General features: G+C 54.7%; 1 protein-coding gene. It reads right to left on the reverse strand.

Annotated features, from left to right (window positions below; all coding sequences use genetic code 11):
* Positions 1-33 precede the first annotated feature (33 nt).
* Positions 34-24744 (reverse strand): DUF8202 domain-containing protein, encoded by a 24711-nt coding sequence (locus HF324_RS20130; RefSeq protein ID WP_168860656.1) that lies wholly within the window; start codon positions 24742-24744, stop codon positions 34-36.
* Positions 24745-25135 lie beyond the last annotated feature (391 nt).

Below are 25135 nucleotides of genomic sequence, written 5' to 3' on the forward strand. Positions count from 1 at the left end.
TACTTTTTTTGTAGCAGATATAATTGTTAGCTCTTACCGTAATATGGTGATCCACCCTTTATATTTCTTAACACCTTCCGGCTTCCGTACTTCCAGGATATAGTAGTAGGTCGCTTCGTTCAGGTTGGAACCGTCCCAGTCATTACGGTAATCTTTGGACTGATATACCATGCTGCCCCAACGGTTGTAGATATAAATAGCTGATCCCGGGTATTTTTCCAGACCGCCGATGATGAACCTTTCGTTCTTACCATCGCCGTTCGGTGTGATGACGTTCGGGAATGACAGGTCAGACCCTTCTATCGCCACGCTGGATGCCGCCACGTTGTTGGTGCTGTCTGCATCCGGCATGTTGGTGCTGTAAGCGCTGGCTTCGTTGATGAGCTGTCCGCCTTCTATTACGCGGGTGGTCAGCGTCATTTGTACGGAAGCGCCTACTGCCAGGTCACCGATATTCCATTCTACCAGTTTGGTTGCCGGCGATACGGTCACCTCGCCTCTTTCTGCCGAAGTATTGGTCGGCACGTCCAGCTGAACAGGCAGACGGTCTTCCGCTCTCACGCTGGTCACCGGAATGTTGCCGGCGTTGCGTACGGTGATGCGGTACGTCAGGTTCTGTCCCATGCGGTAAGGTCCTGTTGCCGGGGCCACGATCTCTTTGGTGATCACCAGGTCGCCCGCCAGTTTATCCGTGTCCGTGATGGTGACAGTCGCTTCTTTGGCGGCGCCGGCAGTGAAGGTGTAGCTGGCCGATTTTCCGCCGGTAAGCATGAACACCACTGTTTCCGGTGATTCTACTTCCGTGTCGTCCAGTACGCTCACCGGAACGGTTACACGGTTGGCGCCTGCCGGGATGGTGATGGTGCCGGTGATCGCCGTGTAGTCAGCATCCGGTGTGGCGCTGCCGCTGATCATGTATTGTATGATGATCGGATCGGCGGTACGTTTGCCGCTGGCCAGGCTGATGGTGAATTCACCATTAACGTTCGGCTCAGTGGCGTCCGGCTTGCTGGCTGTCACCAGCAGACTGAGATCTGTATGGTCGTCATCAGCGATGCTGACAGTGGCTGTTTTGTTGGCGCCTACAGTGTAGGTGATGCCGGCCGACTTACCACCGGTGATGGTGAGTCCCGCTGTTTCCACCGGTTCTATCAGGTCATCGTCGGATACGTTCACCGGTACGGCTACACTGTTTTTGCCTGCCGGGATGACTGCCGTGCCTGTGAGGGCGGTGTAGTCGGTGCCCGGAGCAGCAGTACCGGCAACGGTGTAAGTCACGGTGATGTCGGCCGCAGGTACCTTTCCACCAGCAAGGCTGATGGTAAACTCTCCTGCTGTCGCCGGTTCAGCCGCATTGGCTTTGCTGGCGCTGACTACCAGGTCGAGGTTATCATCGTCGTCATCGGCGATGGTCACGGTAGCCGTGACAGCTGCGCCCGGCTTGAAGGCAAGGCTGCCAGCCTGGCCACCGGTACCCGTGATGATCACGGTCTCATCTCCTTCTATCAGCTGGTCGTCTGTAACGGTAACCGGTACGGCTACACTGTTCTGACCTGCCGGGATGGTAACGGTGCCGCTCAGGGTGGTGTAATCTGTACCACCGGTGGCAGTACCTGCTACTGTGTAGGTGGCGGTGATGTCCATGGCTGCGGTGACGCCGGCCGGGAGACTGATATTAAAGCTGCCGTTAGTGGCTGGTTCTGCACCGTCCGCACCTTTGGTAACGTTCAGCACCAGGTTGGCGTCGGTGGTCTCATCGTCGAGGATGTTGACCGTAGCGTTGCCGGCAGCGGTGTAGGTGAAATTGGCGGATGTTGCGCCGGTCTGCGTCAGGACCACGGTTTCGGTACCTTCTATTACTTTATCGTCCTGTACAGTCACCGGTATGCTGATGCTGTTCTGGCCTGCCGGGATGGTTACTGTACCGGTGAGCGCGGTGTAATCAGCGTTAGCGGTAGCGGTACCTGCCACGGTGTAGTTCAGGGTAATGGCTTCGGAAGAAGTGATACCCGCCGGCAGACTGATGGTGAAGTTGCCGTTAGTAGCCGGTTCAGCGCCATCCGCACCTTTGGCGGCTGTCAGTACCATTTTAGCAGGTGTTTTGCTTTCATCGTCCGCGATGTTAACGGTAGCATTGCCATTGCCGGTGAAGGTGAAGTGGGCCGATGTGCCACCGTTGAGGGTGGCGACTACTGTCTCTGTCACTTCTATGATCTGATCGTCGGTGACGGTCACCGGTACGGCTACACTATTCTGGCCTGCCGGGATGACTACGGTGCCGGTGAGGGCGGTGTAGTCAGCACCTGCGGTAGCGGTACCTGCCACAGTATAGTTTACGCTGATGTCTTCAGAAGAAGTGATACCTGTCGGCAGGCTCACGTTGAAGTTGCCGTTGGTAGACGGTTCTGCGCCGTCTGCACCTTTGGTGATGTTCAGTACCATGCTTGCAGGCGTGGTGCTTTCGTTGTCCGCGATGTTCACGGTGGCATTACCGTTGCCGGTAAGGGTGAAGCTGGTGGACGTTCCGCCATTCAGTGTCATGATCACGGTTTCTGTCTGTTCAATCACCTGGTCGTCTTTCACGGTCACCGGTACGGCTACACTGTTGCGGCCTGCCGGTATCGTGATCGTTCCGGTGATGGCGGTATAGTCTGTGCCGCTGGTGGCCGTGCCGCTGGTGCTGTAGTTCACTTTGATGTCTTCTGAGGCCACGATGCCGGCAGGGAGACTAACAGTGAAGCTGCCATTGGTCGCCGGTTCTGATGCATCGGTCGTTTTCACGATGTTCAGGGTGCGGTTGGCCGGCGTGTTTTCATCATCAATGATGTTCACGGTTGCGCTGCCGCCACCGGTAAAGGTGAAGCTGGTGGATGCGCCGCTGGTGATGGCCATCACTACCGTTTCGGTGTTTTCCATTATCTGGTCGTTGATCACCGGTACCGGTATGGTCACCTTGTTCTGGCCAGCCGGGATGATCACGGTTCCGCTGAGGGCGGTGTAATCCACACCGCTTGCAGCTGTGCCGGCGATGGTGTATTTCACCGTTACCGCTTCTGCGGCAGTGATTCCGTTAGGCAGGCCGATGGTGAACTCACCATTGGTGCCCGGTTCTGCCGCATCCCTGGTGGCGGTTACCGTAATAACACGGTTGGCTGCGATGTCATCATTATCATTGATGTTTACAGTGGCGCTGGTATTACCCGTGAAGGTGAAGTTGGCCGAAGCGCCGCCTGCCAGTGTCATTACTACTGTTTCTGTATTCTCTATGATCTGGTCGTCGATCACCGGGACCGGTATGGTCACGCTGTTCTGACCGGCCGTGAGGATAACGGTGCCACCCAGGGTGGTGTAGTCCGTACCTGTGGTAGCGGTGCCACCTACCGTGTAGTTGATCGTCACGTTTTCTGCGGCGGTGATACCGGCAGGCAGGCTGATGGTAAAGGCGCCGTTGGTGCCTGGTTCTGCTGCGTCGATCGCTTTCGCTACGGTCAGCACACGGTTGGCTGCCACGTTGTCGTTATCGGCGATGTTCACGGTATCGTTGTTATTACCAGCATAGGTAAAGCTGGTGGATGTTCCGCCGGTGAGCGTCATGATCACGGTTTCGGTGGTTTCGATGATCCTATCATCTTTCACGGTCACGGGGACGGCTACACTGTTCTGACCTGCCGGGATGACTACGGCGCCGGTGATGGCGGTGTAGTCTGTATCTGCGGTGGCAGTGCCGCCGATGGTGTAGTTCACCGTGATGTCTTCAGCAGCGGTGATGCCTGTCGGCAGGCCGATATTAAAGCTGCCGTTGGTGGCCGGTTCTGCCGCATCGCTGCCTTTGGTCACTACCAGTACGCGGTTAGCGGTGGTGGCGTCGTCATCGGCGATGTCCAGGCTGGCTACACCGGCAGTATCGCTGGCCGTGTAGGTGAAGCTGGCGGAGCTGCCGCCGGTGAGCGTCATGATCACGGTTTCAGTGCCTTCGATGATCTTATCATCGGTCACCGTTACCGGTACAGACACGCCTGGCTGACCCGCAGGGATCACGACGGTACCTGTCAGACTGGTGTAGTCGGTGCCGTTTTTAGCGGTGCCGCTGATGGTGTAGGTCGCAGTGATATCTTCCGCGGCGGTGACAGCAGCAGGCAGGCTTACATAGAAGCTGCCGTTGGTGCCCGGTTCTGCCGCATTGGCCGTTCTCACTACCTGCAGTACGCGGTTGCCGTCCACATTATCGTCATCAGCGATGGTCACAGCAGCATTACCGTTGGTGGTGCTGGCGGTGAAGTTAAAGCTGGTGCTGGCGCCGTTGGTCAGGGTGAGTACCACTGTTTCGTTGCTTTCTATGATGTTATCGTCGATCACGTTCACCGGAACGAATACGGTGTCCTGTCCTGCCGGGATGACTACCGTGCCGCTGAGGGCGCCGTAATCAGTGCCGCTGGTGGCGGTACCGGCGATGGTGTAGTTCACGGTAATATCTTCGGCCGAGGTTACTCCTCCAGGCAGGCTGATAGCGAAGCGGCCGTTAGTACCTGGTTCTGCTGCATTGCCTGCATTGTTTACGCTCAGCACCCTGTTGGCGGCGGTGTTATCGTCATCTGCGATGTTCACGGTAGCGTTGCCGCTGGTGCTGCTTGCCACGAGCGTAAAGCTGGTGGATGTAGCCCCTGTAGCCGTCATTATTACTGTTTCTGTATTTTCTATGATCTTATCGTCTTTCACGGTAACCGGTACAGTGATGCTGGTAAGGCCGGCCGGGATCACCACGCTGCCGTTCAGGGTAACGTAGTCATCACCTGCGGTGGCGGTACCACCGATGGTATAGTTCACGGTGATGTCTTCCGAAGCGGTGTAACCTGCAGGCAGGCTCACAGAGAAGGAGCCGTTGGTGGCCGGTTCTGCGGCATCTGCCGGATTGAGCACGCTCACGATCAGGTTGGCCGCCACATTATCATCGTCGGCGATGTTCACCGTAGCGTTGCCGCTGGTGGTGCTGGCCGTGAAAGTAAAGTTAGCGCTGTTGCCGCCGGTCAGGGTCATCAGTACGCTTTCCGTGGTTTCAATCACTTTGTCGTCGATGACCGGCACGGTCACGAATACCGTGTCTTTACCTGCCGGGATGGTGGCAGTGCCGCTCAGAGCGGTGTAATCCTTACCGCTGGCAGCGGTGCCGGCGATGGTGTAGTTCACCGTGATGGCTTCTGCGGCGGTGATACCTTTGGGCAGACTGATAGCGAATACGCCATTGGTGCCCGGTTCGGCTGCATCGGTCATTTTGGTGACAGACAGGATGCGGTTGGCCGCTGTGTTGTCGTCATCGGCGATGTTCACCGTATCGTTGCCATTACCGGTGAAGGTGAAGCTGGCAGAGCTGCCGCCGTTGAGCGTCATGATCACGGTTTCTGTTGTTTCTATCAGCTGATCGTCGATCACGGGTACCTGTACGGTAGCGCCAGGCTGGCCGGCAGGGATGACTACGGTGCCCGGGAGCGCCGTGTAGTCCGTGCCACTGATGGCGGTGCCGGTGATAGTGTAGTTCACCGTGATGTCTTCTGCCGCGGTATAGCCGGCTGGCAGGCTCACCGTGAAGGAACCGTTGACATTAGGCTCTGCTGCGTCGCTGGCCCGGGCCACGGTCAACACCAGGTTGGCTGCCACCGCGTCGTCATCGGCGATGTTCACCGTTGCGTTGCCGGTACCGGTGAAAGTAAAGCTGCCGGAGGAACCTCCTGCCAGGGTGGCGATCACCGTTTCGGCAGGCTCGATGATTTTGTCATCGGCCACCGTCACAGGAATGTCGACACTGTCGGTACCTGCCGGGATGACTACCGTGCCGCTCAGGGCCACATAGTCAGTACCCGCGGCGGCGGTGCCTGTCACGGTATAATTCACCGTGATGTCTTCGGCTGCGGTGATACCTGCAGGGAGCCCTACTCTGAAGGCGCCGCTGGTAGCCGGTTCGGCCGCGTCTTTGTTCCGCGCTATGCCCAGTACGAGGTTCGCAGGAACGGTATTTTCATCATCGGTGATGTTAACCGTAGCGTTGCCGTTGCTGCTGCTGGGCACCAGGCTGAAGCTGGTGCTGGTGCCGCCGGTCAGGGTAACTATCACGGTCTCTGTCGGTTCGATGATCTTATCGTCTTTCACAGTAACCGGCAGGAATACGGTGTCTTCACCGGCCGGCAGTACAATAGATCCGCCAAGGGCTGTGTAGTCGGCTCCGCTGGTAGCGGTACCGGCCACGGTATAGTTCACCGTGATATTCTGTGAGGCGGTATAACCCGCAGGCAGGCTGATGGAGAACTGTCCGTTGGTGGCCGGTTCTGCGCCATCGGCTTTTTTGTTGATGCTCAGCACGAGCGCCGTCGGCGTATTGTCGTCGTCCGCAATATCCATGGACGCGCTACCGCTGGTAGTGCTGGCGGTGAAGCTGAAGTTAGCGCTGGCGCCGTTGTTCAGCGTCATGATCACTGTTTCTGTGTTTTCAATGATCTTATCGTCCGTCACTGCAACCGGTACGGCTACACTTTCCTGGTTGGCCGGCAGCACTACGGTGCCGGTGAGGTTAGTATAGTCGGTGCCGTTAGTGGCGGTGCCAGTGATGGTATAATGTACTGTCACATCTTCTGCTACGGTCACGCCGGCAGGGAGGCTGATGCTGAACGTTCCGTTGGTGGAAGGTTCGCCTGCATCGGCAGTGCGGGTCACGCTCAGCACTATATTGTCCGGTGTATTGTCGTCATCTGCGATATTCACGGTGGCATTGCCATTAGTGGTGCTGGCAGTGTATGCAGCGCCGCCGGTACCGTTGGTGATCGTCAGGATAACGGTTTCCGTATTTTCTATGATCTTGTCGTCTGCAACGTTCACGGCTACAGGCACCCCGTTTTCACCGGCAGGTATCACCACGGTGTTGGTCAGCGCGGTGTAATCATCGCCGGAAGTGGCGGTACCGGCAACGGTATAGTTCACGGTAACAGGTACTGCTGCGGTATAACCGGCGGGCAGGCTGATACGGAACAGGCCATTGGTGCCCGGTTCTGCTGCATTGGCTTTGTTTTCCACGCTCAGCACGCGGTTGGCGGCGATATCATCGTCATCGGCAATATTCACGGTCGCAGTGCCGCTGGTGGTGCTGGCGGTGTAGGTGAAGTCCGGTGAAGCGCCGCCGGTAACGGTGAGGACCACCGTTTCCGTGCCTTCTATGATCTTCTCGTCCATTACAGTTACAGGCACGTCTACTGCATTTGTATTCGCTGGTATCACTACGGTACCGGTGAGGGTATTGTAGTCTTTACCATTTTCGGCGGTGCCGGCGATGGTGTAGTTCACCGTGATGGGCTGCGCGGATTTGATGTTAGCCGGCAGGCTCACGGTAAAGGCGCCAAGGGTGGATGGCTCGGCGGCATCTGTTTTCTTCGTGATGCTGATCACCTGGTTAGCGGCAGTATTGTCGTTATCAGTGATATTCACGGTAGCGGTACTGTTGCCGGTAGCCGGAGTAAATGTAAAGCTGGTGCTGGTACCACCGGTCAGCGTCATCATTACGGTTTCTGTACCTTCAATGATCTGGTCGTCCGTCACGGGCACCTGTACGGTCACGTTAGGCTGGCCAGCCGGTATTTTCGCGGTACCTGTCAGCGGCGTATAGTCGTCGCCGGCAGTGGCGGTGCCGCCTATGGTATAAGTGACGTCTATCTCTTCCGCCGCGGTGTATCCGGTCGGGAGGCTGATGGTGAATACACCCGGAGTGCCAGGCTCGGCGCCGTGGGTGGTCGCTGCGACTGACAACACGTTATTGGTAGTGTTGTTATCGTCGTCGGCGATATTCAGTGTAGCCACATTGCCGGCAGGATCTCCCGTATACGTGAAGGAGTTGCCGTCTGTGCCACCAGTCAGCGTCAGTATAGCCGTTTCCGTGTTTTCGATGATCTTATCATCGGTCACGCGCAGCGGCAGGCTGATGCTGTTGCTGTTGGCAGGCAGCGTGATCGTAAAGATGGTATAATCCGTATTGCGTACAGCGGTGCCGCTCATTGTATAATTCAGCGTGATATTGGCTGAAGAAGTATAGTCGGCAGGCAGGCTTACGGTAAACGATCCGTTAGTGTTAGGTTCAGCTGCGTCCTGGTCTTTCACCACTTTCAGGACACGATTGGCAGCCACGGCAGCATCGTCATCCGCAATGTTAACGGTGAGATTGTCAAAGGCAGGGTCCGGCGGGAAGATAAAGGCGTTTCCACCGCCATCTGTAGCACTGCCTGACAGGAGCGTGATGGTCATGGTTTCAGTCGGCTCGATGATCTTGTCGTCCAGCACTTTGAGCGTAATCGGGACGGCATTGGTATTAGCCGGGATCACGATAGTGCCCAGGGCTTCATAGTCCGTTCCGGAGAGAGCGGTGCCGGATACGCGGTAACCTATGGTCACAGGCCATGCGGAGGTACCCACACCTGCCAGTTTCACGGTGAAGGTACCGTTGCTGGCCGGTTCAGCGGCGTTGGCGCCGGCCATCACCTGTATCGGTGTGCTGCTGGCCGCGTTGGCATCAACGATGTTCACCGTCGCACCGTTGCCGGATGGATCTATGGTAAACGGATAGCTGGAGGAAGCCGCGCTGGTCAGGGTCATGATCACTGTTTCAGGTCCTTCAATGATGCCGTCATTACCTGCATCCACGTCTATAAATATCTCGTTGGCGCCAGCCGGTATCACAATCTTACCGGCGGACAGACCCAGTAAATTATAATCTGTTGCATTGATAGCTGTTCCTGTCAGGGCGAAGTTAATCACCACGTCCTCTGAGCTGGTCACACCCGGCTGCAGTGCAATCCTGTACTGACCGTTGGTACCGCCTTCGATGGCGTCGGATACTTTGGTCAGCAGCACCACGTTGCGGTTAGTGGTATAATCATCGTCAGCAATGGTCACGGTAGCGGAACCTCCCCCACCGGCAATGGTGTAGGCGAACTGTGTATCGTTGCCGCCGCTGATGTTCAGGATCACGGTTTCTGCCGGTTCTATTACTTTGTTGTCTATCACATTCACAGGCACGTGCACATTTTCCTGACCGGCAGGGATGGTAATGGTGCCGGTAATCGCCTGGTAGTCGGTACCCGGCGTAGCGGTACCGGCGCCTATGGTATAGGTTACCTGGATATCTCTTGCCGATGTGATACCTGTCGGCAGGCTGATCACGAAGTGACCATTCGTAGCCGGTTCTGCGGCATCTGCCCCTTTGGTGACAGCCAGTACCTGGTTGGCGGCGGTGTTGTCGTCATCTGCGATGTTCACCGTAGCAGTGCCGTTGGTGGTGCTGGCCGTATAAGCGAAGTTAGTGCTGGCGCCGCTGCTGATGGTCAGTATAACGTCTTCCTGTCCTTCGATGATCTTATCATCGGTAACAGTAACAGGCACGTCTACACTGTTCTGGCCGGCAGGGAGCGTTACTGTGCCTGTCAGCGCGGTGTAGTCTTTACCGCCGGTAGCGGATCCGCTGATAGTATAAGTCACCTGAATGTCTTCAGATGGTTTAACTCCTGTTGGCAGGCTGATTCTGAATGACCCCGGAGTAGCCGGTTCTGCGGCATTGCCATTGTTGGCAACGCTCAGGACGCGGTTGGCCGCGGCGTTTTCATCATCGTTAATATTAACCGTAGCCGCTGCATTGGTCGGGCTGGCCGTGTAGGTAAGGCCGCCTCCGGTGCCGCCGGTCAGGGTCATGATCACGGTCTCGGTGTTCTCTATCAGGTCGTCGTTGCTCACTACTACGGGAACGGATACACCGGGCTGTCCTGCAGGCAGGGTCACGGTGCCGGTCAGCGCTACATAATCAGACCCACTGGTGGCTGTACCGGCAATAGTATAGTTGACAGTAATGGCCGCTGCTGCGGTGTATCCGGCAGGCAGGCTGATGGTGAAGGCGCCGTTGGTGTTCGGTTCTGCGCCATCTGTGCCTTTGGCTACGCTCAGTACCTGGTTGGCCGCTACGTTGTCGTCATCTGCAATATCCACGGTAGCGCTGCCGTTGGTGGTGCTGGCAGTGAAGGCAAAGCTGGTGCTGTTGCCGCCGGTCAGCGTGAGCGTTACATTTTCTGTACCTTCTATGATCTTGTCATTGATGACAAGAACTGGTATGGACACATTGTTCTGCCCTGCAGGCAGTACAACTGAGCCGGTTAATGTCGTATAGTCCGTACCGTTAGTAGCTGTGCCGCTGACGGTGTAGTTGACGGTCACTGCTTCGGAAGTCCTTACCGTTCCCGGCAGGCTTACTTTGAAGCTGCCGTTGGTAGACGGTTCTACGGCGTCTGCCACTTTCACGATGCTGAGCACGCGGTTGGCCGCGGTATTTTCATCATCGGCGATGTTCATGGTTTCAGCGCCATTGGTAGTGCTGGGCGTGAAAGTGAGCGAGCCGGTAGTGCCGCCGGTGATGGTTACCACGACTGTCTCGGTATTCTCAATGAGGTTGTCATTGATCACATTGACAGGCAGCGTGGTGCCGTTGGCGCCACCAGGGATGGTAGCGGTACCGGTCAGGGTAGCATAATCTGCGCCGCCGGTGGCTGTACCGGTCACGGTATAGTTCACCGTGATCGGCGCAGGCACGGTAATGCCGGCAGGCAGGTTAATATTGAAAGTATTATTGGCACCCGGTTCGGCGGCATCGCCATTTTTGGTGATGCTCAGCACGCGGTTGGCCGGGATGTCGTCGTTATCGATAATATTGGCGGTAGCAACACCTTCTGCCGGATCAGGGGTAAAGGTGAAGTTGGTGGATGAGCCGCTGTTAAGCGTGATGACCACCGTTTCTGTACCTTCTATGATCTGGTCATCCACTACATTACCTACTGACGCGGTGGCGGTGGCTCCGGCTGAGATGATCGCCGTTCCGTCAAAATGGGAAGCGGTGAGACCATTGTAGTCGGTACCCAGGATAGCAGTACCACCTACTGAATAGTTAATTGTCACCTGCTGAGAGACAGTGATGCCCGGAGCCAGGAGGAAATTGAAGCGCAAAGAGTTTCCTCCTTCAGCGCCGTCGCGGGCCACCTGTACCCTTACCACGCGGTTGGCTGGAGTGTCATCGTCGTCCGCAATATTCACCGTAGCAGTTTTAGCGGCTGCAGATGCCGTATAGGCAGATCCGCCGCCGGTACCACCGGTAATGGTCATCGCAACGGTTTCTGTCAGTTCGATGATTTTATCATCAGCCACCGTTACAGCCACTGTCACATCAGGCTGGCCGGCCGGAATGGTGGCGGTGCCGGTTAACGCGGTATAGTCTGCGCCACTGGTGGCTGTTCCTGCGATCGTATAATTCACGGTCACCGGCACAGAAGCAGTGATGCCTGTTGGGAGGCTGATTTTAAAGGCGCCGGGGGTGGCCGGTTCTGCGGCGTTAGCGTCATTTACCACGCTCAGCACCCGGTTGGCCGCGGTGTTATCGTCATCGGTAATATTGGCCGTAGCATTACCATTGGTAGCGCTAACAGTATAAGTGAAGTTCGCAGAGCTGCCGCCGGTGAGCGTCAACGCCACCGTTTCGGTGCCCTCTATCACCAGGTCATTGGTCACAGTCACCGGCAGGGTAATATTGTTCGTTCCCGCAGGAATGGTCACTGTACCACTTAAAGTAGTGTAGTCGGTACCGTTGGTAGCGGTTCCGGCGATGGTATAGTTCACGGTAATGTCTTCAGAAGGTTTTACCGTTCCCGGCAGACTGATCTTAAACGCGGCGTTGGTGGCCGGTTCTGCGCCATCGTTGGTTTTAGTGATGCTCAGCACGCGGTTGGCCGCGGTGTTATCGTCATCGAGGATATTCACGGTTGCATTACCGTTAGTGGTGCTGGCCGTGAAAGCGAAGCTGGTGCTGTTACCGCCGGTGATGGTCATGATCACGGTTTCGGTGTTTTCCATCAGCTGGTCGTCGCTTACGGTTACGGGGACGGTTACGCTGTCCTGGCCGGCCGGGATGATCACGGTGCCTGGCAAGGTCGTATAGTCTGTACCGTTAACAGCGGTACCACTGATGGTATACGTTACGGTCACCGGTTCAGAAGATGTCACGCCTGTTGGCAGACCGATCTTAAACGCGCTGTGGGTAGCCGGTTCCGACGCATTTCCCCCTGCGTTGCGGACGCCGAGCACGCGGTTGGCCGCGGTATTGTCGTCATCAGCAATATCGGCAGTAGCGCTGCCTTCTGTGCTGCTGACGGTGAAAGTAAAGCTGGTGCTGGTACCGCCAGTCACCGTTGCGATGACCGTCTCTGTATTTTCGATGATCTTGTCATCGGCAACGGTGATAGGCAGTGTGATGCTGTTCTGTCCTGCAGGCAGCACCACCGATGTTCCCAGGGCGGTGTAGTCTGTGCCGCTGGCAGCGGTACCGGAGGATGTATAGGCTATGGTTATATTTTCAGAAGATTTGATATTGGCAGGCAGACTAATGGTGAACACACCATGGCTCGCTGGTTCTGCGGCATCAGTCGTCTTTTTGATGCTCAGTACGCGGTTGGCCGCGATGTTGTCATTATCTGCTATCGCCATGGAGGCGTTGCCATTGGTGGCGCTGACAGTGTAAGTAAAATTAGGGCTGGTACCACCGGTGAGCGTTACTACCACTGTTTCCGGGTTTTCGATGATCTGATCGTCGATCACGTTCACCGGCAGTGCTACGTCCGACTGGCCTGCAGGGATGACTACGGTGCCGGTAAGGGCAGTGTAATCAGACCCACCTGTGGCTGTACCGGCGATAGTATAGCTGACGGTGATGTCTTCCGTCGGTTTAACAGTGGATGGCAGGCTGATGGTAAATCCGCCATGGGTGGACGGTTCAGCTGCATCAGCTGTTTTAGCCACGCTCAGGGTAAGGTTAGCCGGTGTGTTTTCATCGTCGATGACATTCACCGTGGCTGTAGCAGCGCCTGTACGTGGTGTCAGCGTAAAGTTGGCAGAGCTGCCGCCCGTTACGGTGGTGATGACAGTTTCCGGTTTTTCCAGGAGCTGATCATCCATGACCAGCACCGGCAGCATTACGCCGCCTGAACCGGCGGGGATCACCACAGACCCGGTCAGTGCCTGATAGTCGGCGCCTGGTGTGGCCGTACCGGCAACGGCATAGGTTACGAGTATGTCTTCGGAAGTAGTCACCCCTGCAGGCAGGCTGACATTGAACGCACCGTTGGTGATGGGTTCTTTGGCATCGCTGCTCCATACAACGCCTACCGTGGTTTTAGCAGGGTCGTTGCTGTCGTTGTCAGCGATATCCAGTGTGGCAGCCGGCTGGGTGGTGCTGATATTGTAAGCATTGCCGCTGATGGCGCCGAGGGCGTTGGTCAGGGTAACGGTCACATTTTCCGTTATTTCAAGGATATTGTCGTCTGTCACTATCACAGGCAGGGATATGTTGTTGCTGCCTGACGGGAAGGTAACAGTACCGGTTAATGACGTGTAGTCGGCTCCGTTAGCAGCGGTGCCGGTCACCGTATAGTTGACGGTGATGTCTTCCGTGGCGGTAACTGTACCTGGCAGGCTGATTTTGAAGGCGCCGTCGGGTGTTCCTTCTTTACCGTCCTGTCCTTTGGTGATGGACAGTGTCTGGTTGACAGCGGTCACTCCACCGAAAGTGGAGAAGCTTTGTATACCGCTGAATTCAACGTATTCCACGCCGTCCTGCTGACCGGTGGCTGTTGGTGCCAGTTCGGTGATGTTCGCCAGTCCTTCCGGCGCCAGGTCGGCCAGGGTGGAGGTGATATCGCCGGTATGCTTGAACCATGTCCAGCGCTGGGTGCCTGGCACGCCGCGGGTGCCGGAGAGCATATTCTCTGCGTTGGTTTTTTCCGCCGGGTTCCAGAACAGGCGAACGGTTACGCCGCCGTTCTGTGTGAGGGCAGCGCCGGTGTAATTGATCTGCACCAGTCTGCGCATCAGCTGTGTACCGTAGTCGGTGCCGCTGTTTTTACCCAGGGCGGCGTTCATGTCCCGGTTCACGTCTACCAGGGCGGACAGCTTCGTCACGTCCATGGTGTTACCGTTCAGGGAGATGGACGCGATGTATTTATTGGCGTCTGTAGGATCGATGAAATACAGTGTATCGTTGCTGATACAGGTGGCAGCCACTGTTCTGGTGGTTGCATCCGGTACCAGGTTGGCCGTGCGGCGGAGGTGGCTGGTCACGAGGGTGAATACCACACCGTCTTTCAGGGCGCTCACATTGTCGAAGCTTACGATACCGGCATTGAAGCTGGTAGCGGGAATTTCTGTTACGGTGCCGGTGGTGAAGTCACCGTCGCCGTCTTCATCCACCATGATGGTGAAATCTTCAGTGGCGGTGCCTTTCACGGTAATACCGTTCAGATCGAACTGCATGCTCAGCGGCTGGGTGCTGATATCGTAGTTGGTGAATTGTGTTTTCCACTCCTGCGTGAGGCGTTCGGGGATACAGCTGCCTTTGGGCAGGTCTGTACCACCTACGGTGAGGGCGTTGCTGTTGCTGCCCAGCAGGAGGTAGCTTTTATCTTCACCGAAAGTATTGGTATTTTCTGCGTTGGTAGCGGCGATGGTGCGCATGCCTACTGTCAGAATGGAGCCTGTGTGGATGCTGCGGGACTGTTTCTGCGTCAGTGCTTCGCGGTCGTCGCGGCCGATACCGAAGATATTGTTTTTATAAGTATTGTTGGCAGTAGCGTTCCAGATCACGGAACCATCTGTGGCCAGGTAGTTCTGCGCGGTGCTCTGGTCGAGCGTGATACCATATTTGATACCGAGGTAAGATTCTACCTGCTGCGTTTCTGTTGGTGTAAGAGCAGTTTTGTAGACAATCACTTCGGGAATTTTACCTTTAAAAATGCGGTTGTCCAGGGAGGACTCGGCAGTAGTACGGCCACCTATTTCAAAGAAGGAGCCGTCTATCTGTGCGGTACAGGTAACACCGATGGCGCCCGGTTTACCGTTTAGCCAGGTCCTTCCGTTCAGGGCATTCCCCGGGTTAACGTACACACCTCTGGCAATGATGGGGCCTGCATAGGAAGGCGTAGACGGCGCGACGAGACATCCGTTACCATCGAGTGTAAAGGTGCCGGAGGAAGAATAAATCAGTCCTCTCCCTGCTGCACCAGAAGCTGTCCAGTTTCCGTTGGTGGCGAAGATACCCGCCAGGCCATTGGCCGGTAAGCCTTCCGGCGAACTGACAGAAAAAATAGACAAGTTAGCAGCGGTATTCCAGTTAACATCTGCATCGCCTTTCAGGGACCTTCCCGTTGCACCGGAGAAATCGAGTGTTGGGTTGAAGTTGATGCCGTTAGGTACATGAAGGATATCCGCCGTAGGGGTGATGGCACCTGTATGGGCAGGAGCGGCAGCGCGCAGTTCGGTCGCCATGGTACCGGCCTGGTTGAGCCATTGCTCCACCTGGTTACCTCCGCTCGCCAACACGTCTGCATCGGCTTTCACCCACAGCATTTCATTCGGCACGCCGCCGGGTGCAGTCACGAAGCTGGCATAAGTAAAGTATTGTCCGTTGGTCAGGTCTACGTTGGCAGTGTAGCTGGCAACGCCGTTCACGTCGGTTTCCGCCAGTTGAATGAACTGGTCGGCGCCATCGAATGTAGCGTCGTTGCTGACGATGAGGTAAGGCGTTTTAGCCACCCTGGGCAGCTGGTCTTTCCCGATGGCCAGCGTTACATTGCCGACGGTAGCGGATTCCTGTACTTTCCAGATCCGTCCCATACGTGTGGTGACAGCCGGGTTACCCGTGACGGCGGTAGTGAAGGCCGTGCTGCCGCCATCATCGCCCCATATCATGTAGGCTTTATCTGCGGAGAAGGTATTGGCATTGCTAAGGTTGTCAGCCGCGATGCTGCCGAGGCCCACGATGGGCTGTATGCCGCCGTTGACGCTCTGGCTTTGTTTCTGTGCCAGGCCTTCCACGTCGTCGCGGCCAATACCGGCGATATTATTTTTATAGGTGGCGTTGGCGGTAGCGTCCCATACTTTGGTGGTGCCATCCGTCGCCAGGTAGTCTGTCGGGCTGGTCTGGTCCAGCGTATAGCCGTATTTGATAGCCAGGTAAGTGGACACCCGTTGCAGTTCATTGGTGGTTAACGCGGTCGGGTATACGATGACTTCGCCCATGGAACCGTTCCATGCCTGTGCGCGGTCCCAGGGCCATGCGCCGATACCGGCTCCTACATTGCCGGTATTCCAGGCTTTGGCGACCGGTCCGCCCAGCGCTTTCATTTTGCTGTACAGCGTAGCGTTGCCGCCGTTGCCGGCCCATACGCCTGTCATTTCATTGACCGTGCCCACTTGCCAGTTACCGGCAGGACTTGTCACATCATTGGCCCAGCCTACAAAGTCGGCGGTGCCGTTTCCGCCTATCAGTGCGAGACCGCTACCCTGGTTGGTGGCACCGGCGCCATAGGCAAGGATAAATTTATTACCAGTAGCTGTAGTGGCTGTATTACCCACGCCGATGAGCGTTCTGGCGGAGGTACCTACCGGCATTTTGGTGATATCCAGGCCCATGAAGTCAGCGCCATCAAATTTCACCATCGGGTTGAAGTTCACGTTGTCGGCGGCATTGTTCAGGTACAACGGCTGGTTGGCCGCGGTAGTCTGTGTGGCGTTGTTCAGATCAGAAGCATAGTCAGTCCAGCCATCGATAGCGGTATTGTTTGTCGTGCTGGAAGTACCTGCATCAGCGCGGAGCCAGAGGGAAGTGCCTACTACCCCGCCCGGCGTTTTAATAGAGGCTGCGTAGGTGAAGTACTGGCCATTGTTCAGGTTCACATCAGCAGCGTAATGTTTCACGCCGTTAAGGGTCATGGCCGTTACCGGGATAAAGGTATCGCTGCCATCGAAGGTAGCGTCGTTGCTGACGATCAGGTAGGTCTGCGCCGCATTGGGCAATGCGTCGTAAGGCACGGCCACCTGTACGGCGCCGATAGTACCTGATTTCTGTACTTTCCATACTCTTCCCATTCGGTAATTGGCTACAGGGTGGCCTGACAGTGCAGTTTTAAACAGACCGCTGCCGGCGTTGTCGCCCCATACCATATAGGATTTATCAGCAGAGAAGTTATTTGTATTGCTAAGGTTTGTTTCTGCGAGGCTGTTAAGACCGATGGCCAGTTGCATACCGCTCATGGTGTTGCGGGATTGTTTCTGGTTCAGGTCTTCCGCGTCGTCACGGCCGATACCGGTGATGTAGTTGCCATAACCGGTATTGGCGGCAGCGTCCCAGACGGTGCTGCCGTCGGTGGCCAGGTAATTGGTAGCGCCGTTGTTGAGCGTGATACCGTATTTGATGGCCATGTAGCTGTTCACCTTCTGTTGTTCAGTTGGTGTAAGCGGACTTGTATAAACGATCAGGTCACCCATGCGGCCGTTATAAGAAACACCGTTATTCCAGCCCAGCTGGAACGCCTGAACACCTCCGGTGATAATGTCAGTGTTATTTCCATTGAGCACATTCACTCCATTTTTGAAAATAGACTGTTTGTTAGCCGGGAGGCTCACATTGTTGGTGGCTGTCCAGAGAATTACCTGATTATTGATGTCGCCGGCATTGAAAAAAAGGCGGTTATTTTTGTAAGGAGGGTCCCAATACACTATGTTATTATCCCAGGTAGCATGTAATGTGAACTGGTTGACGCCGAGGGCAGGTGCAACTTCTGTGAAAATAACAGTTTGATTGGCTACAGCCTGGCTGCCAGCATAAAACGCATAGGCGGAACTGTAAGTACCATTTTTCAGGAAAGAACCGCCTGTCATACCATGCGTTCCGCCATTAAACTTCACCACGGGGTTAAAGTTCATGTTGGCTGCGGCATTGTTCATATAAATGGGCTGGCTGGCCGCAGTAGCCTGCCATACGTTGTTGCCGTTTGGACTGTAATCGTTCCAGTTGCTGATCGGCGTATTGTCTGCGGAAGCAGAAGTATTGATATCTGCGCGCAGCCAAACCAGGTTACCGCTGGCCACACCACCGGGGTATTTCACCGGTGCGCCGAAGGTGAAGTAGATACCGTCGGGCAGCTGGCTGCTGTTGAGCGTAATGGTTTTATCGGTATTCAACGGCAGCTCCTGGCTGATCGTTGCAAATGTAGGGTCGGTGCTGATGAGCAGGTATACTTTGGTACCTACCGCATCGGCTTTCAGGGTAATGTTCTGGTCGGTCCAGTTGGTTTTGTCTACTTTCCATACGCGGGGCAGACGGCGGGTGGCATTAGCGCCGCCGACAACCGTAGTGTAGGAGGAAGCCGACTGGCCATTATCTCCAAATACCAGGAAAGATTTATTGTTGGTAATGATATTGGTATTCCGTTCGTTGGTGAGCTCAATGCTGCTACCCAGTGACAGGGTCACAAAACCGGTATCCACACTGAGGGACTGTTTAGTGTTCAGTGCGGTGGAGTCGTCACGGCCAATACCCGTGATACGGAATTTATAGGTCGGATCGGCGGTCCAGTATTTGGAGCCGTCGGTGGCCAGGTAATCGGTAGCGCCATTGTTGAGTGTAATTCCATATTTAAGGCCGAGGTAAGATTCTACTCTCTGGCGCTCCAGGTCTGACAGCACGCGGTCATAGGAGATCACTTCACCTATAGGTCCCATAAAGAAACCTCCCCTGCCCGCAATCGTACGGGAACCAATGGAGATCAGGTTGGCGGTAGCCGGTGTTAAATTGACAGTGCCTTTGATGTCTTCCGCGAAGTTCTCAAACAGGCGTATACCATCTGTAGCATTGTTTTGTGTAACACTGAAAATATAAGGTCTGCCGGAGGCTGCCAGTTTAGTACCGGCGATCCCTGCTACCGCCGCGGAATTTTCGAGGAATTGCAATTGTCCCATGTTTACCACGCGGAACTCCATGCCCTGATTGGCACCTACTGCGCCGCTGCCCACCAGCTCTCTCACGTTGCCGGCTGCATACCCGGAGGCCGCGGCTACTGCAAAGATGGTGGAGGTAGCTGGATCTATCCGGGTGGTGTTGATATCGAGGAAGTCGTCTGTACCGTCGAACACCAGGCCGTAATTGAAGTTAAGAGCTCTGGCATCCGTAATGGGCTGGCCGCTCACCAGGCCCTGTGCCGCGTCATTGCCAAAATTGCTGTAATCAACCCACTGGCTGCCGGAAGACATTCCGTCATCGGCACGCAACCAGAAAGAAAGACCGTCTTTAACGCCGTTGGGTCCGGTGACCATGCGCGCAAAAGTGAAATGCGCGCCGTCGGCCAGCTGGCTGCTGTTGAGGGTAACATTACCGTCTGCATCCAATGCGTAGGTAGCATCTCCTGCGCCGAAAGCATTATCGGTGCTCACGACCAGGTAAGTCCGCTCATTGCCGCCGGCAAGTTTGATGGTAATATCCTGGTCTGCCCAGTTGGTCTTCTGTGCTTTAAAAATACGGGCCATACGGCTGTTAAGGCCGTTGATACCGGCTACCGGTGTGAGGTAGGTAGTGGCCGCGCCGTCATCTCCAAAGGTGAAGAAAGAAAGATCGTTGGTTATAGTGGTAGCATTGGCTTTATTGGACGCTGCTACGGTAGTACCGGCAGCGATGGTCACAATACCGGTATCTGCGGCCACAGATTGTTTCTGCAGCAGCATGCCTCTGTCGTCACGTCCAATGCCGGTAATATGTTTGGCGTAAGCTCCGCCGGCGGCCGCTTTCCACATGGTGGTAGCGCCATCGCTGGCAAGGTAGTCCATGGGAGCGTCTATACCTAACGTAAGGCCGTAGCGCAGCGCCATGTAGGATTGTACCTGCTGGCGTTCTGTTGCGTTCAGCTTGCGGGAGTATAAGATAACTTCGGGGATGTCGCCATTGAAAGGGGAGTTATGGCCTGCTCCGATATAGTCTTTATTGCTAGCCGGCGAAAGGAAATTCACCGCATTGGCATTGGCGGTCGCCAGCACCTTACCGTCAACACCTGCGCCCCAGTCGTTGGTGGCGCTCCATATGTTGAGCATATGCGCCTTGCGGATGTTCACCCCTGCAGGGTAACCAAAGTTTCTGCGCGCGGTACCGGAACCGAAGTAGGTATATTGATTATTATTGGTGTACGTATAGAATGCCGTTCCGCCTGCGTAAGTTCCTCCGAATTCAAAAGGATAGCTGGCAGGGCCGGCTGTGTTGTCATAGTTGGCGGTTTGCACGGAGAATATTTCACCTGCAGTAAACGCGTTCGCTATCTCGGGCTGTTGTACAAAATAATTGCCGGTGAAGCTGATACCCGGGTTAAAATTGAAGGAGGCTTCCTTCCACGGGAATGTTCCGGTGTTCGCTGTCCAGGTACGGCCGGCGGGACTCAGTTCTTTCCACTGTGTGGCATTGGTGCCGCTTAACACGACTGCGCTGTCGGCCCTTGTCCATACTGCCAGTCCGGCGGCCACGCCGGCGGGCGCCGCCTGTATAGTGCCAAAAGTAAAGAAAGCACCGTCGGGCAGCTGATCACTGCCGACTGTTACCTGTCCTTTTTCATCCAGCGGATAAGCTTTATCCCCCGCTCCGAAAGTTTCATCGCTGCTTACCAGCAGGTAGTTGCGGTTATTGCCACCGATCAGCGCCATCCAGATGGTGTTGGCAGCCCAGTTGGTACGGTCTACTTTATAGGTACGTCCCATCCGCAGGGTAACATTACCAAGTCCGGTAACTCCCTGAGTATAGGTCGCCGGTTGACCGTTATCGCTGAAAGTAAAGAAGGAAAGGTCGTTGGCAATATCAGCCGTGTTTTCACCATTGGAAGCGGCGAAGCTGTTTCCTATACTGAGCGTCACGTTAGCATCATCCAGTTGTGAACGGCTTTGTTTCTGCAACAGGGTTCCGTTGTCATCTCTGCCGATGCCGGTGATACGTTGACCGTAGCCGGTATTTTTAGAGGCAGTCCACATACGGGTGCTGCCATCGCTGGCAAGATAATCGCTAACGGCGCCGTTAGCTGCTGTCAACGTCACACCATATTTCAGGGCGAGATAGCTATTCACCTGTGTGCGCTCCGTGGCGTTCAACTGGCGGTTAAACAGTATCAACTCTGCAAAACGGCCGTTAAAGATGGAGTTGTGCCCAGCGCCGATAGCCGAGTTTACTGCTGCCCCTCTGCTGAAGCTGACCTGGAAGGTACTACTGCTACCGATCGTTTTGCCGTCGAAGTTCAGCGCCCAGTTGTTAGGAGCGCTCCAGTTATTTAATATATGTATGCGATTTACGTTCATGCCGCCCAGTGAATAACCGGGGCGGGAAGTAATACCGAAGTGCGTATAATGGGAGCCGTTATAAACATAGAACTGGCTGGTCAGCGTACTGGGATCACCACCAAATTCAAACGGATAGCTAGCTACTGTAGTATTAGACGATGGCAGCGTGGTTGTCTGTACTGAAAACACCTCAGCGGCGGTAAACCCGGCCGTAAATGTTGGTACGCTGAAATAGTTGTTACCCTGGAAGAGAATGTTCGGGTTATAGTTCATAGGGTTGTCCTGCCAGACAACAGGGTTGGCAAGTGAAAGCGGCCATTCACGCTGTGCCGCCTGATCCTGTATCTTCAGGATATTGCCATTTACAACGGTCACACCGGCGTCGGCTTTCACCCATGATTGTATACCGTTAGCCACGCCGCCCGGGAACCGTTGTTTCTGTCCGAAGGTGAAGAAAGCGCCATTCGCCAGGTCATTACTGCTCAGTGTAACCGTTCCCGTGCTGCTGAGTTTCAGCTCTTTGGTAATGGTGCCAAAAGCCGCATCTGTACTAATGAGCAGGTAGTTGTTACCATTGCCGCCCGCCAGTTGCAGCGTAATCTGCTGGGTGTTGTCCCAGGAGGCGGTCTTCTGCACGCGGAATACGCGGCTCATACGCTGATTGGCATTAGCGCTGGTGACAGCCGTGAAATAGCTCGTGCTGCCGCCATTATCGCTGAAGACAAAGAAAGCCTTATCCTGCGTGATGTTGTTTGTATTCGCTGCATTGGAAAGAGCGATGGCATTTCCCAGCGCGATAGTCACCAGGCCGGTATCCTGGCTCAGGGACTGTTTCTGGTCCAGCATGGTGCAGTCTTCGCGGCCGATACCGGTGATGCGCCTGCCGTAACCTGCGTTGGCAGCAGCCGTCCACATTTGTACGGTGCCGTCGCTGTTAATATAATCGGTGGCGCCGGCATTAAGCGTAACGCCATATTTGATGGCCATGTAGGATTCAATGCGCTGCATCTCCGCCGGTGTAAGGTCGCGGTTGTAGATGAACACCTCCGGAATAAACACTTTAGAATATTCTGAGTAGGTGGCGCCGCCCAGTTCGAGCGTCCATGCGGTACCATCAGCGGTAGGACCATTCTTTATCAGTCCGCCGTTGCTTTTGAATTCATAGGCGCCGCTGGCCGCTCTTTCAAAGGAGTAGAGTTTTCCTTTAGCGGTGATGGCATTACCCGTATTCAACCAGCCTTCTATATACAATCGGTTTTCGACCCCTGCGTGCCATCCCATTAACTTGTTACCCGTGGAAGTGGCGAATACGCGGCCTGTCTGGGAGCCTTCCACCATCCCCATGCCCATAATGGAATACGCGCCTGACACAGCTGCCGAAGCGGGCACCTGGTGTGCATCATTACCATCATAATAAATGGCCGGGTTGAAGTTGACCATGCCCGTGGTATTGTCCGGATCACCGATCACGATCATGTGGTTGGCCCTTCCGGAGATATCGCCCCAGTTTACACCGTTCACCGCCTGGTCTGCCCTGTACCAGGCCACTACGCCATTGTTCACACAGGCAGGACCTTTGTTGGTCATGGGAATACTGTTGCCAAATTCCGAAGTACCGCAGGTGTTAGCGGGAATGCGTAACGTGGCCGTCCAGAAACCAAGGCCGGTAGCGCCCGGACCGGCATTGTAGGTAATCGTTTGGGTAGAAGTACCGGCAGACAATCCTGTTAAGGACGTAACATAATATTGCCCGCTCGTTTTGTTCGTAGCGGGGTCGTTGGCATAAATGTCGACAGTATACTGGGCACCGGCCGTTATGTTAGGTATGGTAAGCTGTAGCTGGTACTGCCCCCCTCCCAGCGCTGTAGATGACACCAGTACCGGGGTTTTGCCACCGGCGGCGGTATAACCACAGTTGCCGGCTGTCAGAGAGATCCCGGCACCAGCATTATTATAGATGGAGTTATTGGTAATAATCACGTTATTGGGAGCTACGTTCACGATGCCAGCGGCGCCATTATCGTGAATCACGCAACCCTCTATCTGTACATCGGTTACACTGGCGCCGCCGTGAAACCAGATACCGTTGCTGGCATTGTTCACTACCGTATCGCCTTTGATATCTACATCAGTCGCCGCGTTGGCGCCGTTTACCACGATACCGGAGCGTGTATGATCATAAAAAGCAGAATTGACGATGTCTACGTTTGTTCTCGCAGCATTATTATAGAATTCAATGCCATCTACACTACGCTCGAATTTAGAATTTGTCAGCTGAAAATTGGTGGCTGCTCCCGACACATAAATTCCATCTGTATCAAAATCACTGAAAGTGACCTTATCAATGGTCACTCCTGTGGCAGCTGCATAAAATCCTATGCCAATATCTGCGTCGTCGTCAATGGAAATTTTATCACCATTTAGTATGGAATTGGTGCAGGTAAACCCGTTGACGGCTCCTTCAAACCGTATCAATGCATTTCCGCCGAACTGCCCGGGCACTTTATTCTCTATCACTGCTTTATTAATAGTGATATTGCTGGCTACTCCGTTAAACCAGACAGCGTGAATATCGTTCTCATTAATATTAATGGTGTCCAGCTTAATGTTATTCGCCGTATTGTCGAAACGGATGGCATAGTCCCCATCGTCATCCGCGCCGATCACGTTCATATCCACCGTGGTTTGGTTGATATCAAAATTGGTGGCGGCGTAATCACAATAGATACCCAGTGATACGCCACTCCATAAACTATCGATGGTCACATTTCTGAACAGCACATTGTTCGCCGTTTCTACAGCACCGGCAGTGTTGTCAAACATAATCGCATTCTGGAATCCGCTGATATTGGTGTTGGTCAGCGTAAAGCCGTCCACCCCTGCGTCGCGGAACACAATGGCTTCAGCTCCGCGCGTATTATTAGCGGTAGTCAGTTGGATATTATCCATCTTCAGATTCGTCTGCGTACCGCCTGAAAAATAAAACGCCCGCCCGATATAGCCATTGTTGTTGGGCTCCACATCCGTGGAATAAATATTTTTTATCGTCAGGTCTGTGGAGGCTCCCCGCACCCGCATAAAGGCGTTGAGGAAATTTCCGACCGTACTGAACGAGCGTATATTATCAATAGTGATACCCTTTCTGTCTGCAAAGATGTCCACGTTGATGTCCCCGTTGTTCTGCACAACAAAATTCCGGACAGTCACACTGTCCGCATTGATCACAAACGGATTAATGACGGAATTCGTTCCCGTAGAATATATGGTGATTTTGTTCTGCCCGTCGATCGTCAGTTTCTTTGACGTAATCGTCGGCAAGGTGGTGGCCAGCGTAATCTGTCCGTGCACATTGAACACGATACTATGCGGACCGTCGCCTGCGGCATTCGCATCCAGGATGGCCTGTCTGAACGAGCCAGGCCCCGCGTCGTTGGTATTCGTCACGGGGAAAGTGCCGGCGGAGGCGGCAAGCGAGGTTGCCATGCCAATCAATGCCAATAACAGCCGCTTACAGCCTTTGCTGAAAAACCTTGAATCGGGATTCATAACATTATTTAAGAGGGACATCATGCAATAACATTGGGTAATAAGGGCCCGGGACTACCGTTTTACACGGCAGACCGGTAAAGATCCCGTCAGGAATCTCTATTTTTCATATGCTCAGGACGTGATATGGTCGTTTGCTACAACCGGCAGCAACTCACCTCAGCCGGTGATCAAACACAGACGATATTTGGTCTTACGAAAATGGTTTTTGAGACATTGCAAAACGGTAAAGTCCGCATGTTGTGGTAATCGCGTAAAGTTTCCCCATAGGAAAGTATTAAGTTTTAGAAAAGGATACGGGCCTTAGTGGTTCATCCTACAATTCACAGAAATGTTCACATGACTCAACGGAACAATTCCGTTAGCGAAAGTAGAAAAACTATTCAAGCGC

This window comes from Chitinophaga oryzae (assembly GCF_012516375.2).
Lineage (GTDB): Bacteria > Bacteroidota > Bacteroidia > Chitinophagales > Chitinophagaceae > Chitinophaga > Chitinophaga oryzae.

Excerpts from the sequence above, each read along its gene's own strand:
- HF324_RS20130 (WP_168860656.1), bottom strand. The coding sequence starts at position 24,744 with ATGAATCCCGATTCAAGGTTTTTCAGCAAAGGCTGTAAGCGGCTGTTA.